Genomic DNA, 19480 nt, shown 5'->3' with positions numbered 1-19480 from the left:
TCCCGAGGGGGGAGACATGGAAGAGATCTGCGTACCGCTGTATGTGGAGCTGCTGCACGAGGGGGGTGATGCCATGACGCCGGTGGAAGCCGTGATGACCTATGACTCCGACGACCCGCTCGCGGTGTCCGTGGACTTCGTGTGCGGCAACGGCACCCACACCACCTGGACGATGGGCCGGGACCTGGTGGCCGAGGGGCTGACGTCCCGCCGCCCGGTCGGGATGGGGGACGTGCGCGTCTGGTACTGCGGCGACGGGGGGTTACGGATCAGGCTGGATTCGGACGAAGGCAGCGCCGATCTGCTCGCCGGTCTGGAGGACGTCGCGGAGTTCCTTTCCCGTACGTACCAGCTCGTTCCGGAAGGAAGCGAGCTGGACGGTTACGACGTGGACGCGGTCCTGGACCTGCTGCTGGCCCCGACCCCCTCACCGGCCCCGGCCTGCCGCTGGTGCGGCCGGGAGTGTCCGTGTCTGGACCACGGCCCCCAGTAGGACCGACGGAGGGAACGGGAACGATGTACTGAGCCCGCCGCCCGCTCCGGCGCGCCGGAGCGGGCACGGCTCGAAAGCGTCCTGGACGGACGTGTGTGGCTCCAGCGGCTATTGACAGTCCTGTCAATGACATGAACATTACTAGTCGCTCACCCGGTTCCGCCGCGGCGCACCACCCCGCGCCGTCGCCGGACCGTGCTCCCACCCCCCACCGTCGTACCCCATGACGTCCGGACTCCGAGTCCGGTCTGGAGGAGCCACGTGAACAGACACACGCGCACCCGGGCCAGGTCCGCCAGATCCACGAGAACCGCCCTCGCCGGCGCCCTGCTCGTCGCCGCCGCGGCGCTCGGCACCGTGCAGAGCGCGGGAACCGCCGCCGCCCGCCCCGCCGCACGCCCCGGCACCACGCCCTCGCCGAACGCCCCGCACCACGGCGTCGTCACCACGGCCCGCACCCCCGGCCGCGACGCGGACCGCGACCGCGCGGTGGCGGCGCTCAAGGACGGCCGTGCCGGCCGCCGGGCATCCCTCACCCACAACTGGTGGGGGATCTTCCCGCAGCCCGGCACCCACGACGGCATCACCGCCACCCACAGCCTCGACCCGGCCTACCGGGTGAGCGACGCCGACAACTTCACCTACGCGCCCACCACCAAAGCGCAGAACTCCTGCATCGAAGTGGTCACCGCGTACTGGAACAGCGGCAACGAGCTGTGGGCGTGGGACTGGTGCTCGCGCGACGGCGGACCCGCCAAGATCCTGCCCCTGGACGCCGACTTCCGCGCGAAGTACACCGCCACCGTCGACGGCCGCCCGGCCTTCAGCATCCAGCTCGTCAAGGACACCGGCTCCGGCAACCGCTGGTCCTCGTACCTGTACAACCACCGCACCGCGCAGTGGGAGCTGCTCTACCGCCAGTCCGGCACCGACCGGAGCGACCTGGACCACGGCTGGGACATCTTCGAGATCTACGCGAGCGTCAACCCGGCCACCGGCGTGGGCTACTACTGCACCGAGGCCAGGAACACCGTCTTCGACAGCAGCGCGATCCAGCTGCGCAAGGCCGGGGTCTGGAAGCCCGCGCGTCCGGCCGACTCCCCCTGGACCGAGGCCGACCCGGCCGGGCGCGACTTCCTCTGCCCACCCCTGAAGTTCCTCCAGGCGGGCTCCGACGACCACTGGACCGTACGGCAGTGACCGCGTCCTGAACACCGGGCGGGCGCCCGGCCGCTTCCCCGTCCGGCGGCCGGGCGTCAGGGCGCGTCGGCCGTCCACCACCGCGCCTTGTACAGGCTCGACCCCTTGAGCTCCTCCTCACCGCCCGGCCCGTGGAAGCGGATGCGCGAGGTGCACCAGACGCAGGGGGCGCCCGGCTCGGGGCTCACGGTCAGGAGCCGCCCGGTGGCCGGGTTCTGGCTGACGCTCTTGACCGAGGGCCGGTGGACGGCGGCCTCGTCCGCGTACGGCACGAACGCGCCGGCGCGGACGGCGAACCGGCGCACATGGGTGCTCGTCGACAGCCACATCGCGCTGTCCGTGCCGAGCGCCCGCGCCAGGTCGTGGCCGCCGGTCTCGGGCAGCGTGACGGTCCGCGCGGCCGTCAGCCGGGGGTTCGCCGCGCCGCCCTCCACGGCGAGGCCCACCAGCAGCCGGTCGCCCAGCGCCCACAGCAGTCCGCTGCCCGTGTCCCACAGCAGTCCGTGCGCCCCGGGCAGCGCGAACGAGGCGTGCGTCCCGGAGCGTGCGCCCTGGGAGGCGGTGTAGACGCGGACGAAGCCGCCGGTGCTCGCGGCCACCGCGACATTGCCGTCCGGCAGCAGCTCGACGCTGTGCGGGTTGGACGAGGCGGGCAGTGACGCCGCCCAGTACACCGTCCCGCCCTCGCGGTGCACCGCCGCCACGAACCCGCCGGATGCGCAGGTCAGCAGCAGGGGGCCGGAGGCGGTGGCGCGGGCCTTGGCCTCACTGACGTTCTGCCAGCCGCTGCCCGGATCGAGATCCGCGAGCCCGGGGTCGGCCAGCGGCGACCAGGACCACAGCGGCTGCAGATCGGCGGCCCGCGCCGTCCGGTCGGGGCTCCCGGAGCGCCAGTAGGCGCTGGTCGCGTCGAGCAGGATCACCGACTGGGACGCCTGGTCGCAGGCGAGGATCTGGGTCCCCGGCGCCCGGGACGGGCGGGTCGCGGACGCGGGGGAGGGGGACGGCCCGGCCGCGTGGGTCGGCGCCGCCAGCGCGGCGAGCCCGCCGGCCACGGCGGCCCGCAGCAGGGCCCGGCGCGGAGCACCCGAGGAGGCGGCGGGGCGTGTCATGGGCACGGGGTCCTACGGTGACAGGCACGGTCGTCTCCAGAGGGCAGCGGGCGTCGCGTCCCGGCGTACTCCACCCGGACGGGCCAGCGGGCGGCTCCCTCGGCCGCGACCGACGATGGAGCGGTGAACACCACGTCGCACATCGCACCCGGTGGATTCCTGACGCGGCCGATGGACAAGGCCGACGTGCCCGCCTGGCTGAAGCTGCGCGTCGACACCGAGCGCGTCGACAGGAGCGGCCATCACGTCGACGCCGCAGACCTCGCCGAAGAGCTGGAGAACCCCAAGCTGGACCCGGAGCGGAACACGCTCACGCTCTGGGACGGCGCACAGCTGGTCGCCTACGCCCTGGTGCACGCCCCGGACGGGGCCGTGGACGCGGCCCGCTTCCGCGGCGACGCGGTGGTCCACCCCGACTGGCGGCGCCAGGGGCTCGGCCGCCATCTGGTCACCTGGATGGACTCACGGGCCCGCGCGCTGTACGCGGAGGGCTTCACGCATCTGCCCGGCGAACTCCTGATCAGCGGGAAGTCCGGGGACGCCAACCTGGAGGCGCTGGCGGCGAGCGGGGGGTTCACCGCCTGCCGCTGGTGGTTCGAGATGACGCATCCGCTCAACACGGGCCGCCCGGTGACCGGCGGTGTCCCGGAGGGGCTGCGGCTCGTACCGTTCGAGCCCGCCTGGGACGAGGCCGCCCGGCTCGCCCACAACGACGCCTTCCGCGACCACTGGGACTTCACCGCGATGGACCGGACCGACTGGCGAACCCATGTCGTGGGCGCGCGCTCCTTCCGCCCGGCCCTGTCGCGGCTGCTCCTGGACGGCGACGAGGTGGCCGCGTATCTGATCGCCGAGGAGTACGAGGCCGACACCGCCGCGGACGGCACCCGCGACTGCCACATCGGCTACCTCGCCACCCGCCGCTCGCACCGCGGTCGCGGCGCCGCCCCCGCACTGATGGCCGCCACCCTCGACGCGGCCCTCACCCACGGCTACGACAGCGCCTCCCTCACCGTCGACACCGCCAACCCCTCCGGCGCCCTGGGCCTCTACGAACGGCTGGGCTTCACCGCCCACCGCGAGTACGTCACCTATGCCCGGCCGCTGAGGGGCGGCTGAGGAAGCAGGCGCGGAAACGAGGGCCGGGCGGGTCGCGCCGGCGGGCACGGGTACGCGCGGGAGCCGGGCGGTTAATGGCGATGATCTTCGGGTACCCGTGGCGGACACGTCCGGTATCCCGGGCGCTCATGGGCCCTCGGCAGGCAGGAGGCACGCATGGACGGTGCGACGGTGGGCAGTAAGTCGCGGGGCCGGACCATCACCACCGAAGTCCCCGCGCGACTGGACCGGCTGCCCTGGTCCGCCTGGCACTGGATGATCGTCATCGGTCTCGGCACCGTGTGGATCCTCGACGGCCTCGAAGTCACCGTCGTCGGCAACATCGCCAGCCGCCTCTCCGAGGACGGCAGCGGCCTGGCCATCACCGACGCCCAGGTCACCGGTCTCGGCGCCGCGCTCTATGTGTCCGGAGCCTGCTTCGGCGCCCTCTTCTTCGGCTGGCTCACCGACCGGTACGGCCGCAAGAAGCTCTTCCTCATCACCCTCGCGGTCTATCTGGCGGCCACCGCCATGACCGCGCTGTCCTTCTCCGCCTGGTGGTTCTTCCTCTTCCGCTTCCTCACCGGCTTCGGCATCGGCGGCGAGTACGCGGCCATCAACTCCGCGATCGACGAACTCATCCCCAGCAAGTACCGCGGCCGGGTGGACCTCATCATCAACGGCAGCTACTGGCTCGGCGCGATGGGCGGCGCGCTCCTGTCCGTACTCGCCCTGAACACGGACATCTTCCCCAAGGACCTCGGCTGGCGGCTCACCTTCGCCCTCGGCGTGGTGCTCGGCCTGGTCATCCTGCTGGTGCGCCGGCATGTGCCGGAGAGCCCGCGCTGGATGTTCATCCACGGCCAGGAGGAGGGCGCGGAAGGGCTCGTGAAGGACGTGGAACGGCAGGTCGAGGAGGACACGGGCGAGCCGCTGCCCGCCCCGGGCAGCGCCATCACCATCGAGCAGCGCGAGAGCGTGGGATTCCTGGAGATCTCCAGGACCCTCTTCCGGTCCTACCCCAAGCGCGCGGTGCTCGGCTTCGCCCTCTTCATCGGGCAGGCCTTCCTCTACAACGCCATCACCTTCGGCTTCAGTTCGATCCTGGTGAAGTTCTTCGACGTCTCCAGCGGCCACACCGGCTACTTCTTCGCCGTCGTCGCCTTCGGGAACTTCCTCGGACCGCTGCTGCTCGGCCGGTTCTTCGACACCATCGGTCGCCGGGTGATGATCGCCGGTACGTATCTGCTCTCCGGCGGCCTGCTCTTCGTCACCGCCTGGTTCTTCAGCCAGGGGTGGCTGAGCGCGACCACCATGACCGCTTGCTGGTGCGTGGTGCTCTTCTTCGCCTCGGCGGGCGCCAGTTCGGCCTATCTGACGGTCAGTGAGATCTTCCCGATGGAGACGAGGGCGATGGCGATCGCCTTCTTCTACGCGATCGGCACGGCGGCCGGCGGTATCTCCGGGCCGCTGGTCTTCTCCGGTCTGACGTCGAGCGGCATCGTCGACGACGCGGTCGTGGCCTTCTGCGTCGGCGCCGCCCTGATGACCGTCGCGGGCGGAGTGGCGGCGTTCTTCGCGGTCGACGCCGAGGGCAAGTCGCTGGAGGACATCGCCACGCCGCTGTCGGCGCGGGAGGCCGCCGCCGGGAGCTGAGGCGGACCGCCGCCCTCCGCACGGCCCCACCACGCGAAGGCGCCCCCGCGAGTCCCGCGGGGGCGCCTCCTGGTGTGCCGCGCCGGGTGTCAGCGCTTGGGCGTGTTCGCCGCGGTCACGTTGACCGCCGCCCAGGCCCTGTCGACCGTCTTGTACTCGGCACTGGTCGTGCCGTACAGGTCGGCCGCCGCCTTCAGCGTCGCCGTGCGGGCGTCGTGGAAGTCGGTCGTGGAGACCATGTAACGGGTGAGGGCGCGGTAGAAGATCTGCGTCGCCTTGTCGCGGCCGATACCGGTCACGGCAGCGCCGTCGTAGGTCGGGGAGTCGTAGTCGACGTTGCCGATCTTCTTCTTGCCGCTGCCCTCGGCGAGCAGGTAGTACGCGTGCGAGGAGACGCCCGAACCGCCGTGCACCTCGGCGTCGTAGGAGGCCGCCGACCAGTAGTCGACCGTGCCCTCCAGCTCGTCGAGCGACGGCTTGTCCAGGCGGCGCAGGAAGGTCTGCGCCAGCCCCAGCTTCTCGCCCAGCAGGTAGTTGGGCGGGTTGTTGGGGTTGTTGGTCTGGAACTCGACGTTGCTGCCGAAGATGTCGGCCAGCGACTCGTTGAGCGAACCCGGCTCACCGAACTGGTTGCCCTGGTCGTCGACCCGGGTCGGCTGGAGGTTGGCCGTGGCGTCGACCACGCCGTGGCTGAGCTCGTGGCCCGTGACGTCGAGGACGACCAGCGGCTTGGTGAAGGTGGCGCCGTCGCCGTCTCCGTAGAGCATGCAGCCGCACTCGGAGTACCAGAAGGCGTTGCCCACGTTGGAGCCGAAGTGCACCATCGCGTGGGCACCGGAGCCGTCGTTCTTGATGCCGTTGCGGCCCAGGACCTTCTTGTAGAAGTCGAGGGTGCTGACGATGCCGTACTGGGCGTCCACGGCGGCGGTCTGCCGGTTGTTCGTGTCGCCGTTGCCCCAGGTGTTGGACGTGCTGGTGAACGCCTTGCCCTGGGTGAACTGCTCCAGCTCACGGCCGCCCGCGTCGCGCGTCTCGGTGTTGCCGTGGGCGGCGTCCTTGAGCAGGTACGAGCTGCCGCCGGTCTTCAGGGTGTTCAGCGGCACCTTGCCGACGAACAGCGACGTGCCGGAACCGACCGTCGGAATGCCCGTGGTCCGCGGCGGGTTGAACGGCCGGCCCGCGGTCGCGGCGGCGGCGGCACCCGAGGCAGTCGCCCCCGTGAGCGGCGTGGCCTTCGCACCGCTCTTGCGCAGCTTGGCCTTCAGGCTCGGCGAGATGAACGTGTCCGCGGCGGGGATGTCGGTGAGCACGGCGCCGGTCGTGGCGTCGATGACGACCGTGCGGACACCGCCCGCCTCGGTGGTCCTGCTGTTGCTGACCTTGATCTGGTAGGCGAGAGCGGTGCGGCCGGCGCGTACGTCGACGACGAGCTCGGGCGTACCCGCGTCGCCCTTCGCCCGCGCGGCGGCCTTCGCCTTGGCCTGCGCGGCCGTCAGCTTCGGGGCCTTGGCGGTGACGGCGACCTGGCGGCGGGTGGCCCGGGTCACGTCGAGGTACGCGGACTTGGCGTCGAGGTGGATGACCAGGTCGCCACCGAGGACCGGCATCCCCTTGTGGGCGCGGACGAACCGGACGTGCTGCTTGCCGTCCGGGTCGACCAGGGTGTCGGTGGCCGTCAGGGTGTCGTCCTTGGAGACACCGGTGGCGGCGGCGTGCGCGAAGGCGGCGGCGCGCGCCGCGTCCACGACCGACTTCGCGGACTTGGCGGAGGAGGCGACGGGTGCGGTCCCGGTGGCGGCGGACGTCGCGACCGCGGTGCCCACGCCCCCTACCGTGATGGTCGCTGCCGTGGTGACGGCCAGGGCGATCGCCAGTCTGCGTATGTGGGGTGTACGCACTATGGAGGGTCCTTAGGTGTTGCGGGGCGGCCGGCTACAACCGCCCGTACGCACGGTGTTTCTGAGCACCGCGGGGACTGTGTGGTCCCGGGCGAACACTGCTACGCCTGACATGCGCATGTAAAGGCGTTTGTTCGGCTTGTGTGCTTCTGGAACCCAGATTTAACACTCGCCCCCACCCGCGTGAACGCAGGGCGACGGGCCGTGCGACATCCGTGTGCACCCCGTTGCACCCCATGGTCCCACCGGTGCAGACGTGCCTTGGACGGGGGTTGGTTGCACCGGCCGCGCACTGTGCTGGTGATCACAGCGCGCGGCCGGTGGTTTCTTCCTGTACGGGCGGAAATGCGTGGAACGTTGGCGGAGTCGGAGTCGGAGTCGGAGCCGGAGCCGGGGCCGCGTCAGCTCGTCGCGCGGTGGGCCGCCGGGCTCGTCCAGCCGGCGGTGACATGGCCGAGGCGCACCCGCTGCGGATGGTCGCCGACCGCCACGGACACCGTCTTCTGCCCGGTCGCGAAGTCGATCGCGGTGATCCGGTCCGCCCCGCTCTCGGAGATGACGCAGGACTTGCCGTCCCCGCTCACCGTCGCCCAGTACGGCTTGGACGCCGGGACGAGCGGCCCCTCCTGAAGCGTGGCGCGGTCGACGACCGTCACATAGTCGTCCATAGTCCCGGCGACGCAGAGACGGGCCCCGTCGGGGCTGATCGAGAGACCGTGGTGGCGCGAGTCGTTGACCCAGGTGGTGCGGTCCTCGCTGGTCGCGGGGTTCTTGGGCAGGGTCTTGGAGCGGGTGATCCGGTCGCTCGCGATGTCGTACTCCAGCAGGCCGTTGAAGAACGACACCTGGAAGTAGAGCTTGGACTCGTCGGGCGTGAAGACCACGGGCCGTACGGCGTCGGAGAGGTCCTTGCGGCCGAACGCGTCGAGCCGGTCGCGCATGTCGATGACCTTGACGGGTTTGAAGGTGTGCGCGTCCACGACCGTGATGTGCCGGTCGCCCTTGGTCCAGTCCCACGCCGGGTCGTCCAGGGCCGTGTTCACCTCCCCGATCGCCATGTTCCACAGGAACTTTCCGCCGTCGGTGAAGACGTTCTCGTGCGGTTTGTCGCCGGTCGCGAACGAGCCGAGCTGCCGGCCGGTCGCGATGTCCAGGACGTGCACGGTGTTGGAGGTGGAGGCGGAGACCGCGACCCGGGTGCCGTCGGGGGAGACCGCCATGTGGTCGGAGCGGTAACCCGACACCGGGAAACGCCAGTTGAGGTTCCCGGTGGCCAGGTCGATGGAGACCACATCGGCGAAGCTGGGCCGGGAGACCACGACCGCGGAGCCGTCGGGCGTGGAGTACATGTCGTCCACGAACTGGTCGTGGCCCTCGCCGGGGCCCTGTCTGATGCCGAGGAAGTAGGCCAGTCTGATCGGGTTGAGGTAGATCTCGGTGAGCCGCTGGTCCTTGTCCGGGATGACGTTGATCCGCCCGATCCGGGCCAGGTCGCCGCTGGACTTCACCACGTCGGCGGTGCCGTCCCAGTTGTTGCCGACGAACATCACCTCGCGCAGTGCCGCGGCACCGGCGGGCTTCGCCCCGGGAGAGTCGGAGGCCGACGAGGATGCGGAGGCGGTCGCGGAGGCCCCGGTCACGGCCAGGGTCACCACGGCGGCCAGGGAGCCGAGCGTTCGGTAGATGGGCATCGTCACTCCGGATGATCTTGTGGGGGGCATGACAATCACGCGTGATGCGGCTACCGGAAGGTAGTGAGCCGCGCCCGACAAGACAAGAGCCACGACGGCGGCGGATGCCGGCCGGCCCGTACACCGCGGACGCCGCCCACCCGGTGAGGGGTGGGCGGCGTCCGCCGTGTCGCGAGGAGGGTCTCAGCTCACGTCGAGCGCCGTGTCGTCGAGGACGAACGACGTCTGGAGCTGCGAGCCCTCGGTGCCGGTGAACTTCACGGTGACCGTCTGGCCGGCGTACGCGCCGAGGTCGAGGGTCCGCTGGGTGTAGCCGGTCCCGGCGTCGAGGTTGGAGTACGTGGCGAGGGTGGACAGCACCGTCCCGCTGCCGTTGACGACCTGCGCCTTGAGGGTGTCGTAGGCGGTCGTGGTGCTCGTCTCGGCCGTGTCGACGTGCAGGAAGAAGCTGAGCCTCGCGCCGGTGCAGCCCGCCGGAACCGTCACCGTCTGGGCGAGCGTGTCGGTGTGGGCGGAGCCGTAGCCGTTCAGCCATGCCTTGTACGAGCCGGTGTGCGCCGCCTCGCCCGAGTCGGCGGTGACGACACCGCTGGTGCCCGACCAGCCCGTGCCGCCCGACTCGAAGCCGGGGTCGGTGAGCAGCTGCGCGGCGGTGCAGGTGCCACCGCCACCACCGCCGCCGGTCGACCCGGTGGCGCCTGCGAGCCACTGCGTGCCGTTGAGGGCGAGCGCCGCGTCCGTGCCGGCCGGGTCGTCCCAGCCGTCGAAGAGGGTGTTGCCCGACTGGCCGGTGCCGTCGTCGATGGGCGAGCTGTCGCCCCAGAACGCCACCCTGCCGCTGCCGAAGGTGCTGGTCGCGAAGAACGCGCCGGTGTTGCCGGAGGAGCCCGTGCGGTACACCAGGCCCTTGGCGGCCGGGTTGTCCGCGGGCTTCAGCGTGACCGTCGTGCCGTTGCGGATGATGCTGCCGGTGACCTTGCCGAAGGGGCCGTTGAGCACCGGGTCCGTGCTGTTGGAGACGGCCCTGGGGTTGTCGCTGGCGATGTTGAGCGAGTCGATGGAGAAACCGAACGGATCGGTGCTGTCCACGCTGTTGTTGCTCATGAGGTCGTTGAGGACCTTCACCGCGTCGGCGCCGTCGTTGTTGCGGTCCGAGCCGGTGTGGTCGGAGATCATGAAGAGACCTCCGCCGTTCTGCACGAACTTCATCACGGCCGTCTTCTCGGCGGCCGACAGCAGGACGTTGGGCTCCGGCAGCACGAACGTGTCGAAGTTCTGGAGGTCGAGCGCCGAGGAGGTGCCGTAGGTGATCGTGCCGCCGCTGGGCAGCGTCTTGAGTGAGTAGCCGCCGGTCTTCTGGAGTGCGACGCCCCAGGACGAGAGCGCTCCGGTCCAGTCCTTCTCCGCCGAGGGTGCGGGGTTCTGGCCCAGCGGGTCCGGTTGGCTGGTGCCGATGATCCAGTCGGCGTTGCCGGCGGTCTCGGCCTTGGAGTTGTCGAACAGCACGCGGTGCGCGGGGGTGGTGGCCGCGGCGGCCGGTGGAGCGGTGGCGGCCAGTGCGGCGGTGCCGCCGCCGAGTATGCCGAACACGGCGAGTGCGGTCGTGAGTCTCTGCCGTGACCTTGCGGAACTCCGGATTCGGAGCATCCTGCTACCTCCATGAGGGTGGGGGAGAGGCGGTGCGGGCGCCCAGTCTGCGCGCGTAGAAAGGCAGTTGGGAGGCTGCCGGACGACGCGTATTTGAACGGTACATGGCGAGATCGCATCGGTGCAGTGGCCAAAGGGGACCGATGTGAACCGGCCGTCACGGGCGGCGGCGCGCACGGGCGGCGAAAGGCCCCCGCCGGACGTGCCGACGGGGGCCTGATGTGCCGTCAGATCTACGGGCGCACAAGGAGGCTGTAGAAGCCGCGCCCGAAGGTGGCCGCCACCAGGCGGTGGTGGTCGGCGTCGTATGTGATGTCCGACACCGGCACCAGCGGAAGCCCGCCGCCGAGCCGCCGCCAGCCGCCCCGGCCGCTGACGAAGACACCCTGGTCGGTTGCGGCGTAGAGGGTGTTCCGGCCACCGAGCACCACGTCGTTCACCGGTGCCTGGGGAAGGTTTCCGGACAGATCGCTCCAGTGCGCCCCCGCGTCCCGGGTCCGCAGCACATGCGGCAGCGGCGAGCCCGACCGGTACCCGGACAGCGATACGTACGCGGTCGCCGGGTCGTCCGGGTCCACGGTCACCCGGGTCACCCACGGCCGGCCGGTGAGGACCTCGGTCCAGTGGGCGCCGAGGTCGCGCGTCACCCACACCCGGCCGTCGTCCGTGCCCGCCCAGACGGTCCGCCCGTCCCGCGCGGCGGCGACCGTGGTGATCGTGCCGTACGGGTAGGAGTCGTGGCCGGGACCGCCCGTGAGGTCGGGGCTGATGGGCTGCCAGGTGGCGCCGCCGTCGGTGGAACGGTTCAGCCGGTTGCCCCCGTAGTAGAGGACCTCGGGGTTCACCGGGTCGAACTGGACGGGGGTGAGCCAGTTGCGCCGGTCGGCGGTGGTGGCGTCGGTGTACTCGGTGAGCGTGGCGCCGCCGTCGGTGGAGCGGAAGCAGTTGCCGTACTGGTAGCAGGCGTACACCCGGTTCACGTCGGTCGGGTCGATGAGGTTCTGCAGTCCGTCGCCGCCCAGGTACTCGTTGAACCGGTCGCCGCCCCAGGAGCGGATGGAGCCGTTGTCCTGGGCGCCGCCGGAGATCCGGCTCGGGTCCTGCGGGGTCGCCGCCACGGTGTAGAGCTGGGTCCACGGCTCGTACGCCGCCTTGGTCCAGCCGCCGTCGCCGCGTGCGTCGGAGCGGTAGACGCCGCCGTCGTTGCCGAGGTAGACGCGGCCGGGTGTCCGCGGGTCCCAGAGCATGGCGTGCTGGTCGGAGTGGACGGCGTCCTCCTCGGCGCGCCAGGTGGTCCCCCCGTCCCCGGTGGTGAGCAGGCCCACCCCGGCCGCGTGCACGTGGCGGGCGTCGGCGGGGTCGACCCACACCTTGCCGAACCACCAGGAGTAGCTGGACTGGGAGCCGGCCAGGGTCTCGTTCCGGGGCAGCTCGGTCCAGCTGTCGCCGCCGTCGGCCGAGGTGAGGAAGGAGCCGAAGGTGCCGTCCGTGGCGCCGACGAGGGCGTAGAGGCGGCCGGGCTCGGAGGTGGCGACACCGAGGCCGATCCGGCCCGAGCCGGCCGTGGGCAGCCCGCCGCCGAGACGCCGCCAGTGGGCGCCGCCGTCGTCGGAGCGGTAGACCCCGGAGCCCGCGCCGCCGTAGGTGCGTCTGTCCGGCTCGCGCCGGTGGTCCCACAGCACGGCGTACACCCGGTCGGGGTTGACCGGGTCGCGCTGGACGTCGACGGCGCCGGTGAAGGCGTTGGGCACGTCCAGCACCCGGCGCCAGGAGCCGCCCGCGTTCTCGGAGAGGTAGACGCCCCGGTCGCCGCCCGGGTTGTAGAGCGAGCCGGTGGCCGCGACCAGCACCCGGCGGGGCCTGCGCGGATCCACCGCGAACGCGCCGACCGCCCCCGAGTCCCGCAGCCCGGCCGGCTGCCAGCTGCGGCCCCGGTCGGTGGAGCGGTAGACCCCGGTCCCCTCGTAGGTGACGCTGCCGCCGCCCGGATTGGGCTCGCCGGTCCCGGCGTAGAGGGTGCCGTCGGGAGCCGCGGCGAGCGCGCCCATGGCCTGGGTGCCGCGCTCGGGCCAGGCCGGGGTGAACGTCCGGCCCGCGTCGGTTGAGCGCCACACCCCGCCGCTGGCGGCAGCCGCGTACACCGTGTCGGCGCGCCGCGGGTCGAGGGCGAGCGAGACGACCCGGCCGCCGATGTTGGTGGGCCCCACGGACTGCCAGGTGCCGCCGGTGGCGGGCAGCGCGGCGGCCTGCGCCGCGGCGGTGTCGTAGGCGTGCCGGGGCAGCGGCTGCCCCGGTACCGCCTTCTGCAGATAGCTGTACTCGGCGGGGGCGGCGGGGCCGCCCTCGTCGTCCTCCTCCTGGGTTCCGGCTCCGGCGGCCAGGCCGCCCGGTGCCAGCAGTCCCGCGATGGCCAGTACGGCGACCGCGGCCGTGCGCAAGCCTCTCGATCTCCCTGTACGCATGGACGGCTCCTTCCGCGGCCGGTGTGCCCGGCGCGCGACGAGTGGAAGAGCGTTCCCGGCACGTGACAGCAGGAGAGTGTTCATCAACTGCCGCATCCGCACCAGTGGTTGGGGCGCAACAGCGACACGAACGCGCCGCGCGGGGCGGTCCGCGCGGCCCGGCGGAAGAGGGCGGGCCGGGCCCGGCCGGGTACGTCCCGCCGGGCCGTCCACCGCGGCGGCCGTTCATCACGATCGGATCTCGGAGCCGGGGGAGGGGGTTGCCGAGGGGCGTGTAATCGATTCCAATCCTCCGTGTAATCGATTCCACGGACGCACAAGGAGGTGGTCCGGCGCATGGCGAGCATCAAGGATGTGGCCGCCCGCGCGGGCGTGTCCGTCGCCACGGTCTCCCGGGTCCTCAACAGCCACCCGTCCGTCAGCCCCGAGGCGCGCACCCGCGTCCTCGCCGCCGTCGAGGCGCTCGGCTACCGGCCCAACGCCGTGGCGAGGTCCCTGCGCACCGACCAGACGCGCACCCTGGGCCTGGTCATCAGCGACGTACTCAACCCGTACTTCACCGAACTCGCCCGCTCCGTCGAGGAGGAGGCCCGCACGCTCGGCTACAGCGTCATCATCGGCAACGCCGACGAGCGGCCCGAGCTCCAGGACCACCACGTCCGCACCCTCCTCGACCGCAGGATCGACGGACTGCTCGTCTCGCCCACCGACGGCGGCTCCCCGCAGATCCTGGACGCGGCACGCGCCGGCACCCCGATGGTCTTCGTCGACCGCTGGATCCCCGGCGTGGACGTGCCCGTCGTGCGGGCCGACGGCCGGTCCGCCGTCCGCGACCTCGTCGCCCATCTGCACGCGCTGGGCCACCGCAGGCTCGCCATCATCGCGGGCCCGGCCGCCACCACCACCGGCAGCGAACGCGTCGAGGCCTTCCGCGACGCCCTGCGCGAGCACCGGCTCCCGCTGCCCGACGCCTACATCGGCCACGGCGACTTCCAGGCCGGCAGCGGCCGGCGCAGCACCGAGCGCTTCCTCGCCCTCCCCGAGCCGCCCGACGTCGTCTTCGCCGCCGACAACCTGATGGCGCTCGGGGCGCTCGACGCCATCCGCGCGCACGGCCTGCGCGTGCCCCACGACATCGGGCTCGCCGCCTTCGACGACATCCCCTGGTTCGTCCACACCGATCCGCCGATCACCGCGATCGCCCAGCCCACCGGCGCCCTGGGCCGGGCCGCGGTCCGCGCCCTCATCGACCGTATCGAGGGCCGGCCCCCGCAGTCCGTCACCCTGCCCGCGCGCCTCGTCGTCCGCAGCTCCTGCGGCGAGACCACCCCCACCCGGAGGAGCACCCCGTGAGCGGTTCCGCCGATCTGCTGCGCGTCGAGGGCATACGCAAGGCCTTCCCCGGCGTACTCGCCCTCGACGGCGTCGACTTCGCCCTGCGCCGTGGCGAGGTGCACGTCCTGCTCGGTGAGAACGGGGCGGGCAAGAGCACCCTCATCAAGGTGCTCTCCGGCGCCCACCGCCCCGACAGTGGTCGCGTCCTCGTCGACGGACGCGAGGTGCGCGTCCAGAGCGCACAGGACGCCGAACGGCTCGGGATCGCCACCATCCACCAGGAGTTCACCCTCGTCCCCGACCTCTCGGTGGCGGAGAACATCTTCCTCGGCCGTCAGCCGCGCCGCTTCGGCATGATCGACCGCAGACGGATGGAGGCGGACGCCGCCGTGCTCCTGGAGCGGGTCGGCGTGGACGTGCCGCCCCACGCGCGCGTACGTGAACTGGGCATCGCCCGGCTCCAGATGGTCGAGATCGCCAAGGCGCTCAGCCTGGACGCGCGCGTGCTGATCATGGACGAGCCCACCGCCGTCCTCACCTCCGAGGAGGTCGACACGCTCTTCACGATCGTGCGCTCGCTGCGGGCGGACGGGGTGGGCGTCGTCTTCATCACCCACCACCTGGAAGAGATCGCGGCGCTCGGCGACCGCGTCACCGTCCTGCGCGACGGCAGGAGCGTCGGCCAGGTGCCGGCCTCCACCCCCGAGGCCGAACTCGTCCGCCTGATGGTGGGACGCGATATCGACCAGCAGTACCCGCGCGAACGCCCCGACGTCGGCGCCCCGTTGCTCTCGGTGCGCGGACTCACCCGCGACGGCGCCTTCCACGACGTCGGCTTCGAGGTGCGCGCCGGCGAGGTCGTCGGCCTGGCGGGGCTGGTCGGCGCGGGCCGCACCGAAGTCGCCCGGGCCGTCTTCGGCGCCGACCGCTATGACAGCGGAACCGTCGAGGTGCTGGGCGCGCCCGTCGCCCGGCACGACGTGAACGCGGCCATGGCCGCCGGGATCGGTCTCGTCCCCGAGGACCGCAAGGGCCAGGGCCTCGTCCTGGACGCCTCCGTACAGGAGAACCTCGGCCTGGTCACCCTGCGCTCGGCCACCCGCGCCGGGCTCGTGGACCGCAAGGGCCAGCGCACGGCCGCCGCACGGATCGCCGAACGCCTCGGCGTACGGATGGCCGGTCCCGGCCAGCGGGTGCGCACCCTGTCCGGCGGCAACCAGCAGAAGGTCGTCATCGGCAAGTGGCTCCTCGCCGAGACCAGGGTGCTCATCCTCGACGAGCCGACCCGGGGCATCGACGTCGGCGCCAAGGTCGAGATTTACCGGCTCATCAACGAACTGACCGCCGCCGGGCACGCCGTCCTGATGATCTCCAGCGATCTGCCGGAGGTGCTCGGCATGAGCGACCGGGTGCTGGTGATGGCTCAGGGACGGATCGCCGGGGAACTCCCGGCCGCCCGGGCCACCCAGGAGACGGTCATGGAACTCGCCGTCGGCGCGGCCCCCGCCAACGCCCCGGCACCGCACGAAGAGGAGGGCCCCCGTGGCCACTGAAACGCTCCGGAGCACCACGGGCGCGAGCGGCGCCCGCGCCGTGCGCCGCCTGCTGCTCGACAACGGCGCGCTGAGCGCCCTGGTGGTCCTGGCGGTGGCGATGTCGCTGCTCTCCGGCGACTTCCTGACCACGCAGAACCTGCTCAACGTCGGTGTCCAGGCCGCCGTCACCGCGATCCTCGCCTTCGGCGTCACCTTCGTCATCGTCTCGGCCGGCATCGACCTCTCCGTCGGGTCGGTGGCCGCCCTCAGCGCCACCGTGCTCGCCTGGACGGCGACGGAACACGGCCTGCCGGTCTGGCTGGCGGTCCTCCTCGCCATCGGCACCGGCCTGGCCTGCGGCGCCGTCAACGGCGCCCTCGTCGCGTACGGCAAACTCCCCCCGTTCATCGCCACCCTGGCCATGCTCTCCGTCGGGCGGGGCCTGTCCCTGGTCCTCTCGCAGGGCAGCCCGATCGCCTTCCCCGAGTCCGTCTCCCGCGTCGGCGACACCCTCGGCGGGCATCTGCCGGTCCCGGTGATCGTGATGGTGGTGATGGGGCTGCTGACCGCCCTGATCCTGTCCCGTACGTACATCGGGCGCTCCATGTACGCCATCGGCGGCAACGAGGAGGCGGCCCGGCTCTCGGGGCTGCGGGTCCAGCGGCAGAAGATCGCCATCTACGCGCTCTCGGGCCTGTTCGCCGCCGTCGCGGGCGTCGTCCTCGCCTCCCGGCTGGTCTCGGCGCAGCCGCAGGCCGCCCAGGGGTACGAGCTTGACGCGATCGCGGCCGTCGTCATCGGCGGCGCCAGCCTGTCCGGCGGCGTCGGCAAGGCGTCCGGCACCCTCATCGGCGCGCTGATCCTCGCCGTGCTGCGCAACGGCCTCAACCTGCTGTCGGTGTCGGCCTTCTGGCAGCAGGTCGTCATCGGTGTGGTCATCGCGCTCGCGGTGCTGCTCGACACGGCACGCCGCCGCGCCGGGGCGACGACCGCCTCCGGCGCGGGGAGCGCGCCCGGGTCCGGCGGCAGGCGGGGCGCGGCGAAGCTCGCGGTCGCGGCCGTCGCCCTGGCCGCCGTCCTGGGCGCCCTGTCGTTCGTCGACACCGGCTCCTCCGGCTCGTCCACCAAGGTGGGCATGTCGCTCTCCACCCTCAACAACCCCTTCTTCGTGCAGATGGAGGCCGGGGCCAGGGCGGAGGCGAAGGCGGCGGGGATCGACCTGACCGTCACCGACGCCCAGAACGACGCCTCCCAACAGGCCAACCAGATCCAGAACTTCACCGGCGCCGGGGTGAAGTCGATCATCGTCAACCCGGTCGACTCGGACGCCGTCGGACCCTCGGTGCGCGGCGCCAACAAGGCGGACATCCCGGTGGTCGCCGCCGACCGCGGCGTCAACAAGGCCGACACCGCGACCCTGGTCGCCTCCGACAACGTCGCCGGTGGCAGGCTCGCCGCCAGGACCCTCGCCGACAGACTCGGCGGCAAGGGCCGGATCGTCGTTCTCCAGGGCACCGCGGGCACCTCCGCCAGCCGCGAGCGCGGCCAGGGCTTCGCGGAGGGCATCAAGGCCTACCCCGGCATCACGGTCGTCGCCCGCCAACCCGCCGACTTCGACCGCGCCAAGGGCCTGGACGTGATGACCAATCTGCTCCAGTCCCACGCCGGGGTCACCGGGGTCTTCGCCGAGAACGACGAGATGGCGCTCGGCGCGGTCAAGGCGCTGGGCGACCGGGCCGGCACCTCCGTCGCCGTCGTCGGCTTCGACGGCACCCCCGATGGCCTGAAGGCGGTCGCAGCGGGCACGCTGTACGCGACGGTCGCGCAGCAGCCCGCCGAACTCGGCCGCATCGCGGTGCGCAACGCCGTGCGGGCCGCGAACGGCGACACGGTCGAGAGTGCCGTGAAGGTGCCGGTCAAGGTCGTCACCCGGCAGAACGTCGCCGACTTCTCATGACGGACGCCGGTCCGCCACTCAGCGAAAGCAGGACAGGGATGTACGACTACGACCTCCTGGTCGTCGGGTCCGCCAACGCCGACCTCGTCATCGGCGTCGACCGGCGCCCCGGGCCCGGCGAGACGGTCCTCGGCTCGGACCTGGTGGTCCACCCGGGCGGCAAGGGCGCCAACCAGGCGGTGGCCGCCGCCCGCCTCGGAGCGCGCACCGCGCTGCTCGCCCGGGTCGGGGACGACGGCTACGGGCGGCTGCTGCTCGACTCCCAGCGGGCGGCCGGCGTCGACACCGTCGGCCTGCTGGTCGGCGGGGCGCCCACCGGGGTGGCGCTGATCACGGTGGACCCCTCGGGGGACAACAGCATCGTGGTCTCGCCCGGCGCCAACGCCCGGCTGACCCCGCAGGACGTACGCGCCGCCGCCAGCCTCTTCCAGGCTTCGCGGGTGGTCTCGGCGCAGTTGGAGATCCCGCTGGAGACGGTGGTCGAGACCGTCCGCAGCCTCGCCTTCGACAGCCGCTTCGTCCTCAACCCCTCACCGGCCGGGCCGCTTCCGGCCGAGGTGCTCGCCGCCTGCGACCCGCTGATCGTCAACGAGCACGAGGCCCGGTTCCTGCTGGGCGCCTCGGCGGGCCCGGCGCCCGAGGACTGGGCGCGAACCCTGCTGCTGCGCGGACCGCGCTCGGTGGTGATCACGCTGGGCGCGGCGGGCGCCCTGGTCGCGGCCGGCAGTACGAGCTCGTTCGTGCGGGTGGAGAGCCCACGGGTCGAGGCGGTGGACACGACGGGCGCGGGCGACGCCTTCACCGCCGCGCTCGCCTGGCGGCTGAGCCTGCGCGAGAGCCTCGCGGACGCCGCCGCGTTCGCCGCCCGGGTCGGCGCCGCCGCCGTCACCCGCCAGGGGGCGCAGGAGTCCTTCCCCACCGCCGACGAGGTCTTCGCCCGGTGAAGAAGGGCGGCATCCTCAACCGTCATCTGTCGGGCGCGCTGGCCGAGTTGGGCCACGGGGACGGGGTCCTCGTCTGCGACGCCGGCATGCCCATCCCGGCCGGCCCGCGCGTGGTCGACCTGGCCTTCCGGGCCGGGGTGCCCTCGTTCGCGGAGGTGCTCGACGGCCTGCTCGCCGAACTCGTGGTGGAGGGCGCGACCGCCGCGCGGGAGGTGCGCGAGGCGAACCCGCCGGCCGCGCGGCTGCTGGCGGCCCGCCTCCCGCACCTCGGCCTGGTCGCGCACGACGAGCTGAAGGCGCTGTCGGCGGGGGCGCGGCTGGTCGTACGGACGGGCGAGGCGCGGCCGTACGCGAACGTGCTGCTGAGGTGCGGGGTGTTCTTCTAGCAGGACGCGGCGCCGGCATCGGATATCGGCCATACGTGGACATGTCGCGGAAAGCGCCCCCTCGCG

The 19480-nt window shown here is 72.3% G+C and carries 14 protein-coding genes; 9 read left to right on the top strand and 5 right to left on the bottom strand.

From position 1 onward, the window contains the following. Positions 1 to 16 precede the first annotated feature (16 nt). Both ACZ5ID_RS18530 and ACZ5ID_RS18525 read left to right on the top strand, forming a co-directional pair. Positions 17 to 493, top strand: a complete 477-nt coding sequence (locus ACZ5ID_RS18530) for an SsgA family sporulation/cell division regulator (protein ID WP_468898854.1) — start codon at positions 17 to 19, stop codon at positions 491 to 493. A gap of 261 nt (positions 494 to 754) precedes the next feature. Continuing rightward, positions 755 to 1693, top strand: coding sequence for a carbohydrate-binding protein (locus tag ACZ5ID_RS18525; RefSeq protein ID WP_468898852.1), 939 nt, complete (start codon positions 755 to 757; stop codon positions 1691 to 1693). Positions 1694 to 1749: 56 nt separating this feature from the next. Here the strand turns inward: ACZ5ID_RS18525 and ACZ5ID_RS18520 are convergent, their stop codons facing one another. After that, positions 1750 to 2805 carry a DUF6528 family protein gene (locus ACZ5ID_RS18520; RefSeq protein ID WP_468898849.1) on the bottom strand — a complete coding sequence of 352 codons (1056 nt, stop codon included), beginning with the start codon at positions 2803 to 2805 and terminating at the stop codon, positions 1750 to 1752. A gap of 123 nt (positions 2806 to 2928) precedes the next feature. Here ACZ5ID_RS18520 and ACZ5ID_RS18515 point away from each other — a divergent pair, with 123 nt between their 5' ends. After that, the gene (locus ACZ5ID_RS18515; protein WP_468898846.1) at positions 2929 to 3924 is read left to right on the top strand and encodes a GNAT family N-acetyltransferase; all 996 of its coding nucleotides are present in this window, start codon (positions 2929 to 2931) and stop codon (positions 3922 to 3924) included. A 156-nt stretch (positions 3925 to 4080) separates the two neighbouring features. Continuing rightward, the gene (locus ACZ5ID_RS18510; protein ID WP_468898844.1) at positions 4081 to 5559 is read left to right on the top strand and encodes an MFS transporter; all 1479 of its coding nucleotides are present in this window, start codon (positions 4081 to 4083) and stop codon (positions 5557 to 5559) included. An 89-nt stretch (positions 5560 to 5648) separates the two neighbouring features. Here the strand turns inward: ACZ5ID_RS18510 and ACZ5ID_RS18505 are convergent, their stop codons facing one another. The 4 genes from ACZ5ID_RS18505 to ACZ5ID_RS18490 form a co-directional block, all read right to left on the bottom strand. Then, positions 5649 to 7457 (bottom strand): M4 family metallopeptidase, encoded by a 1809-nt coding sequence (locus ACZ5ID_RS18505; protein ID WP_468898841.1) that lies wholly within the window; start codon positions 7455 to 7457, stop codon positions 5649 to 5651. 401 nt (positions 7458 to 7858) lie between these two features. After that, entirely contained in the window at positions 7859 to 9148 is a 1290-nt protein-coding gene (locus ACZ5ID_RS18500) for a YncE family protein (RefSeq protein ID WP_468898838.1), read from the bottom strand. A 183-nt stretch (positions 9149 to 9331) separates the two neighbouring features. Then, on the bottom strand, positions 9332 to 10795 hold the full coding sequence (locus ACZ5ID_RS18495; RefSeq protein ID WP_468898835.1) for a hydrolase: 1464 nt from the start codon (positions 10793 to 10795) through the stop codon (positions 9332 to 9334). Between the two features lie 233 nt (positions 10796 to 11028). Beyond that, positions 11029 to 13233: a WD40/YVTN/BNR-like repeat-containing protein gene (locus ACZ5ID_RS18490; RefSeq protein ID WP_468898832.1), complete on the bottom strand. Its 2205-nt coding sequence runs from the start codon at positions 13231 to 13233 to the stop codon at positions 11029 to 11031. A gap of 360 nt (positions 13234 to 13593) precedes the next feature. Here ACZ5ID_RS18490 and ACZ5ID_RS18485 point away from each other — a divergent pair, with 360 nt between their 5' ends. The 5 genes from ACZ5ID_RS18485 to rbsD are packed head-to-tail and all read left to right on the top strand — an operon-like array spanning position 13594 to position 19414. Beyond that, complete coding sequence (locus tag ACZ5ID_RS18485) at positions 13594 to 14610, top strand: LacI family DNA-binding transcriptional regulator (protein ID WP_468898829.1); 1017 nt, start codon at positions 13594 to 13596, stop codon at positions 14608 to 14610. Further along, positions 14607 to 16145: a sugar ABC transporter ATP-binding protein gene (locus ACZ5ID_RS18480; RefSeq protein ID WP_468898826.1), complete on the top strand. Its 1539-nt coding sequence runs from the start codon at positions 14607 to 14609 to the stop codon at positions 16143 to 16145. Before ACZ5ID_RS18485 ends, ACZ5ID_RS18480 begins: the two co-directional genes overlap by 4 nt. After that, on the top strand, positions 16135 to 18084 hold the full coding sequence (locus ACZ5ID_RS18475; RefSeq protein ID WP_468898824.1) for an ABC transporter permease/substrate-binding protein: 1950 nt from the start codon (positions 16135 to 16137) through the stop codon (positions 18082 to 18084). Before ACZ5ID_RS18480 ends, ACZ5ID_RS18475 begins: the two co-directional genes overlap by 11 nt. 38 nt (positions 18085 to 18122) lie before the next feature. Continuing rightward, positions 18123 to 19028, top strand: a complete 906-nt coding sequence (locus tag ACZ5ID_RS18470) for a ribokinase (protein WP_406552401.1) — start codon at positions 18123 to 18125, stop codon at positions 19026 to 19028. Continuing rightward, on the top strand, positions 19025 to 19414 hold the full coding sequence (gene rbsD, locus ACZ5ID_RS18465) for a D-ribose pyranase (protein ID WP_468898820.1): 390 nt from the start codon (positions 19025 to 19027) through the stop codon (positions 19412 to 19414). The genes ACZ5ID_RS18470 and rbsD overlap by 4 nt, the downstream gene beginning before the upstream one ends. The last annotated feature ends 66 nt before the right edge of the window (positions 19415 to 19480 follow it).

It is taken from the genome of Streptomyces sp. NPDC031670, from assembly GCF_055580545.1.
The sequence above is the reverse complement of the archived record's forward strand: the minus strand, read 5'-3'. Positions and strand labels throughout refer to the sequence as shown.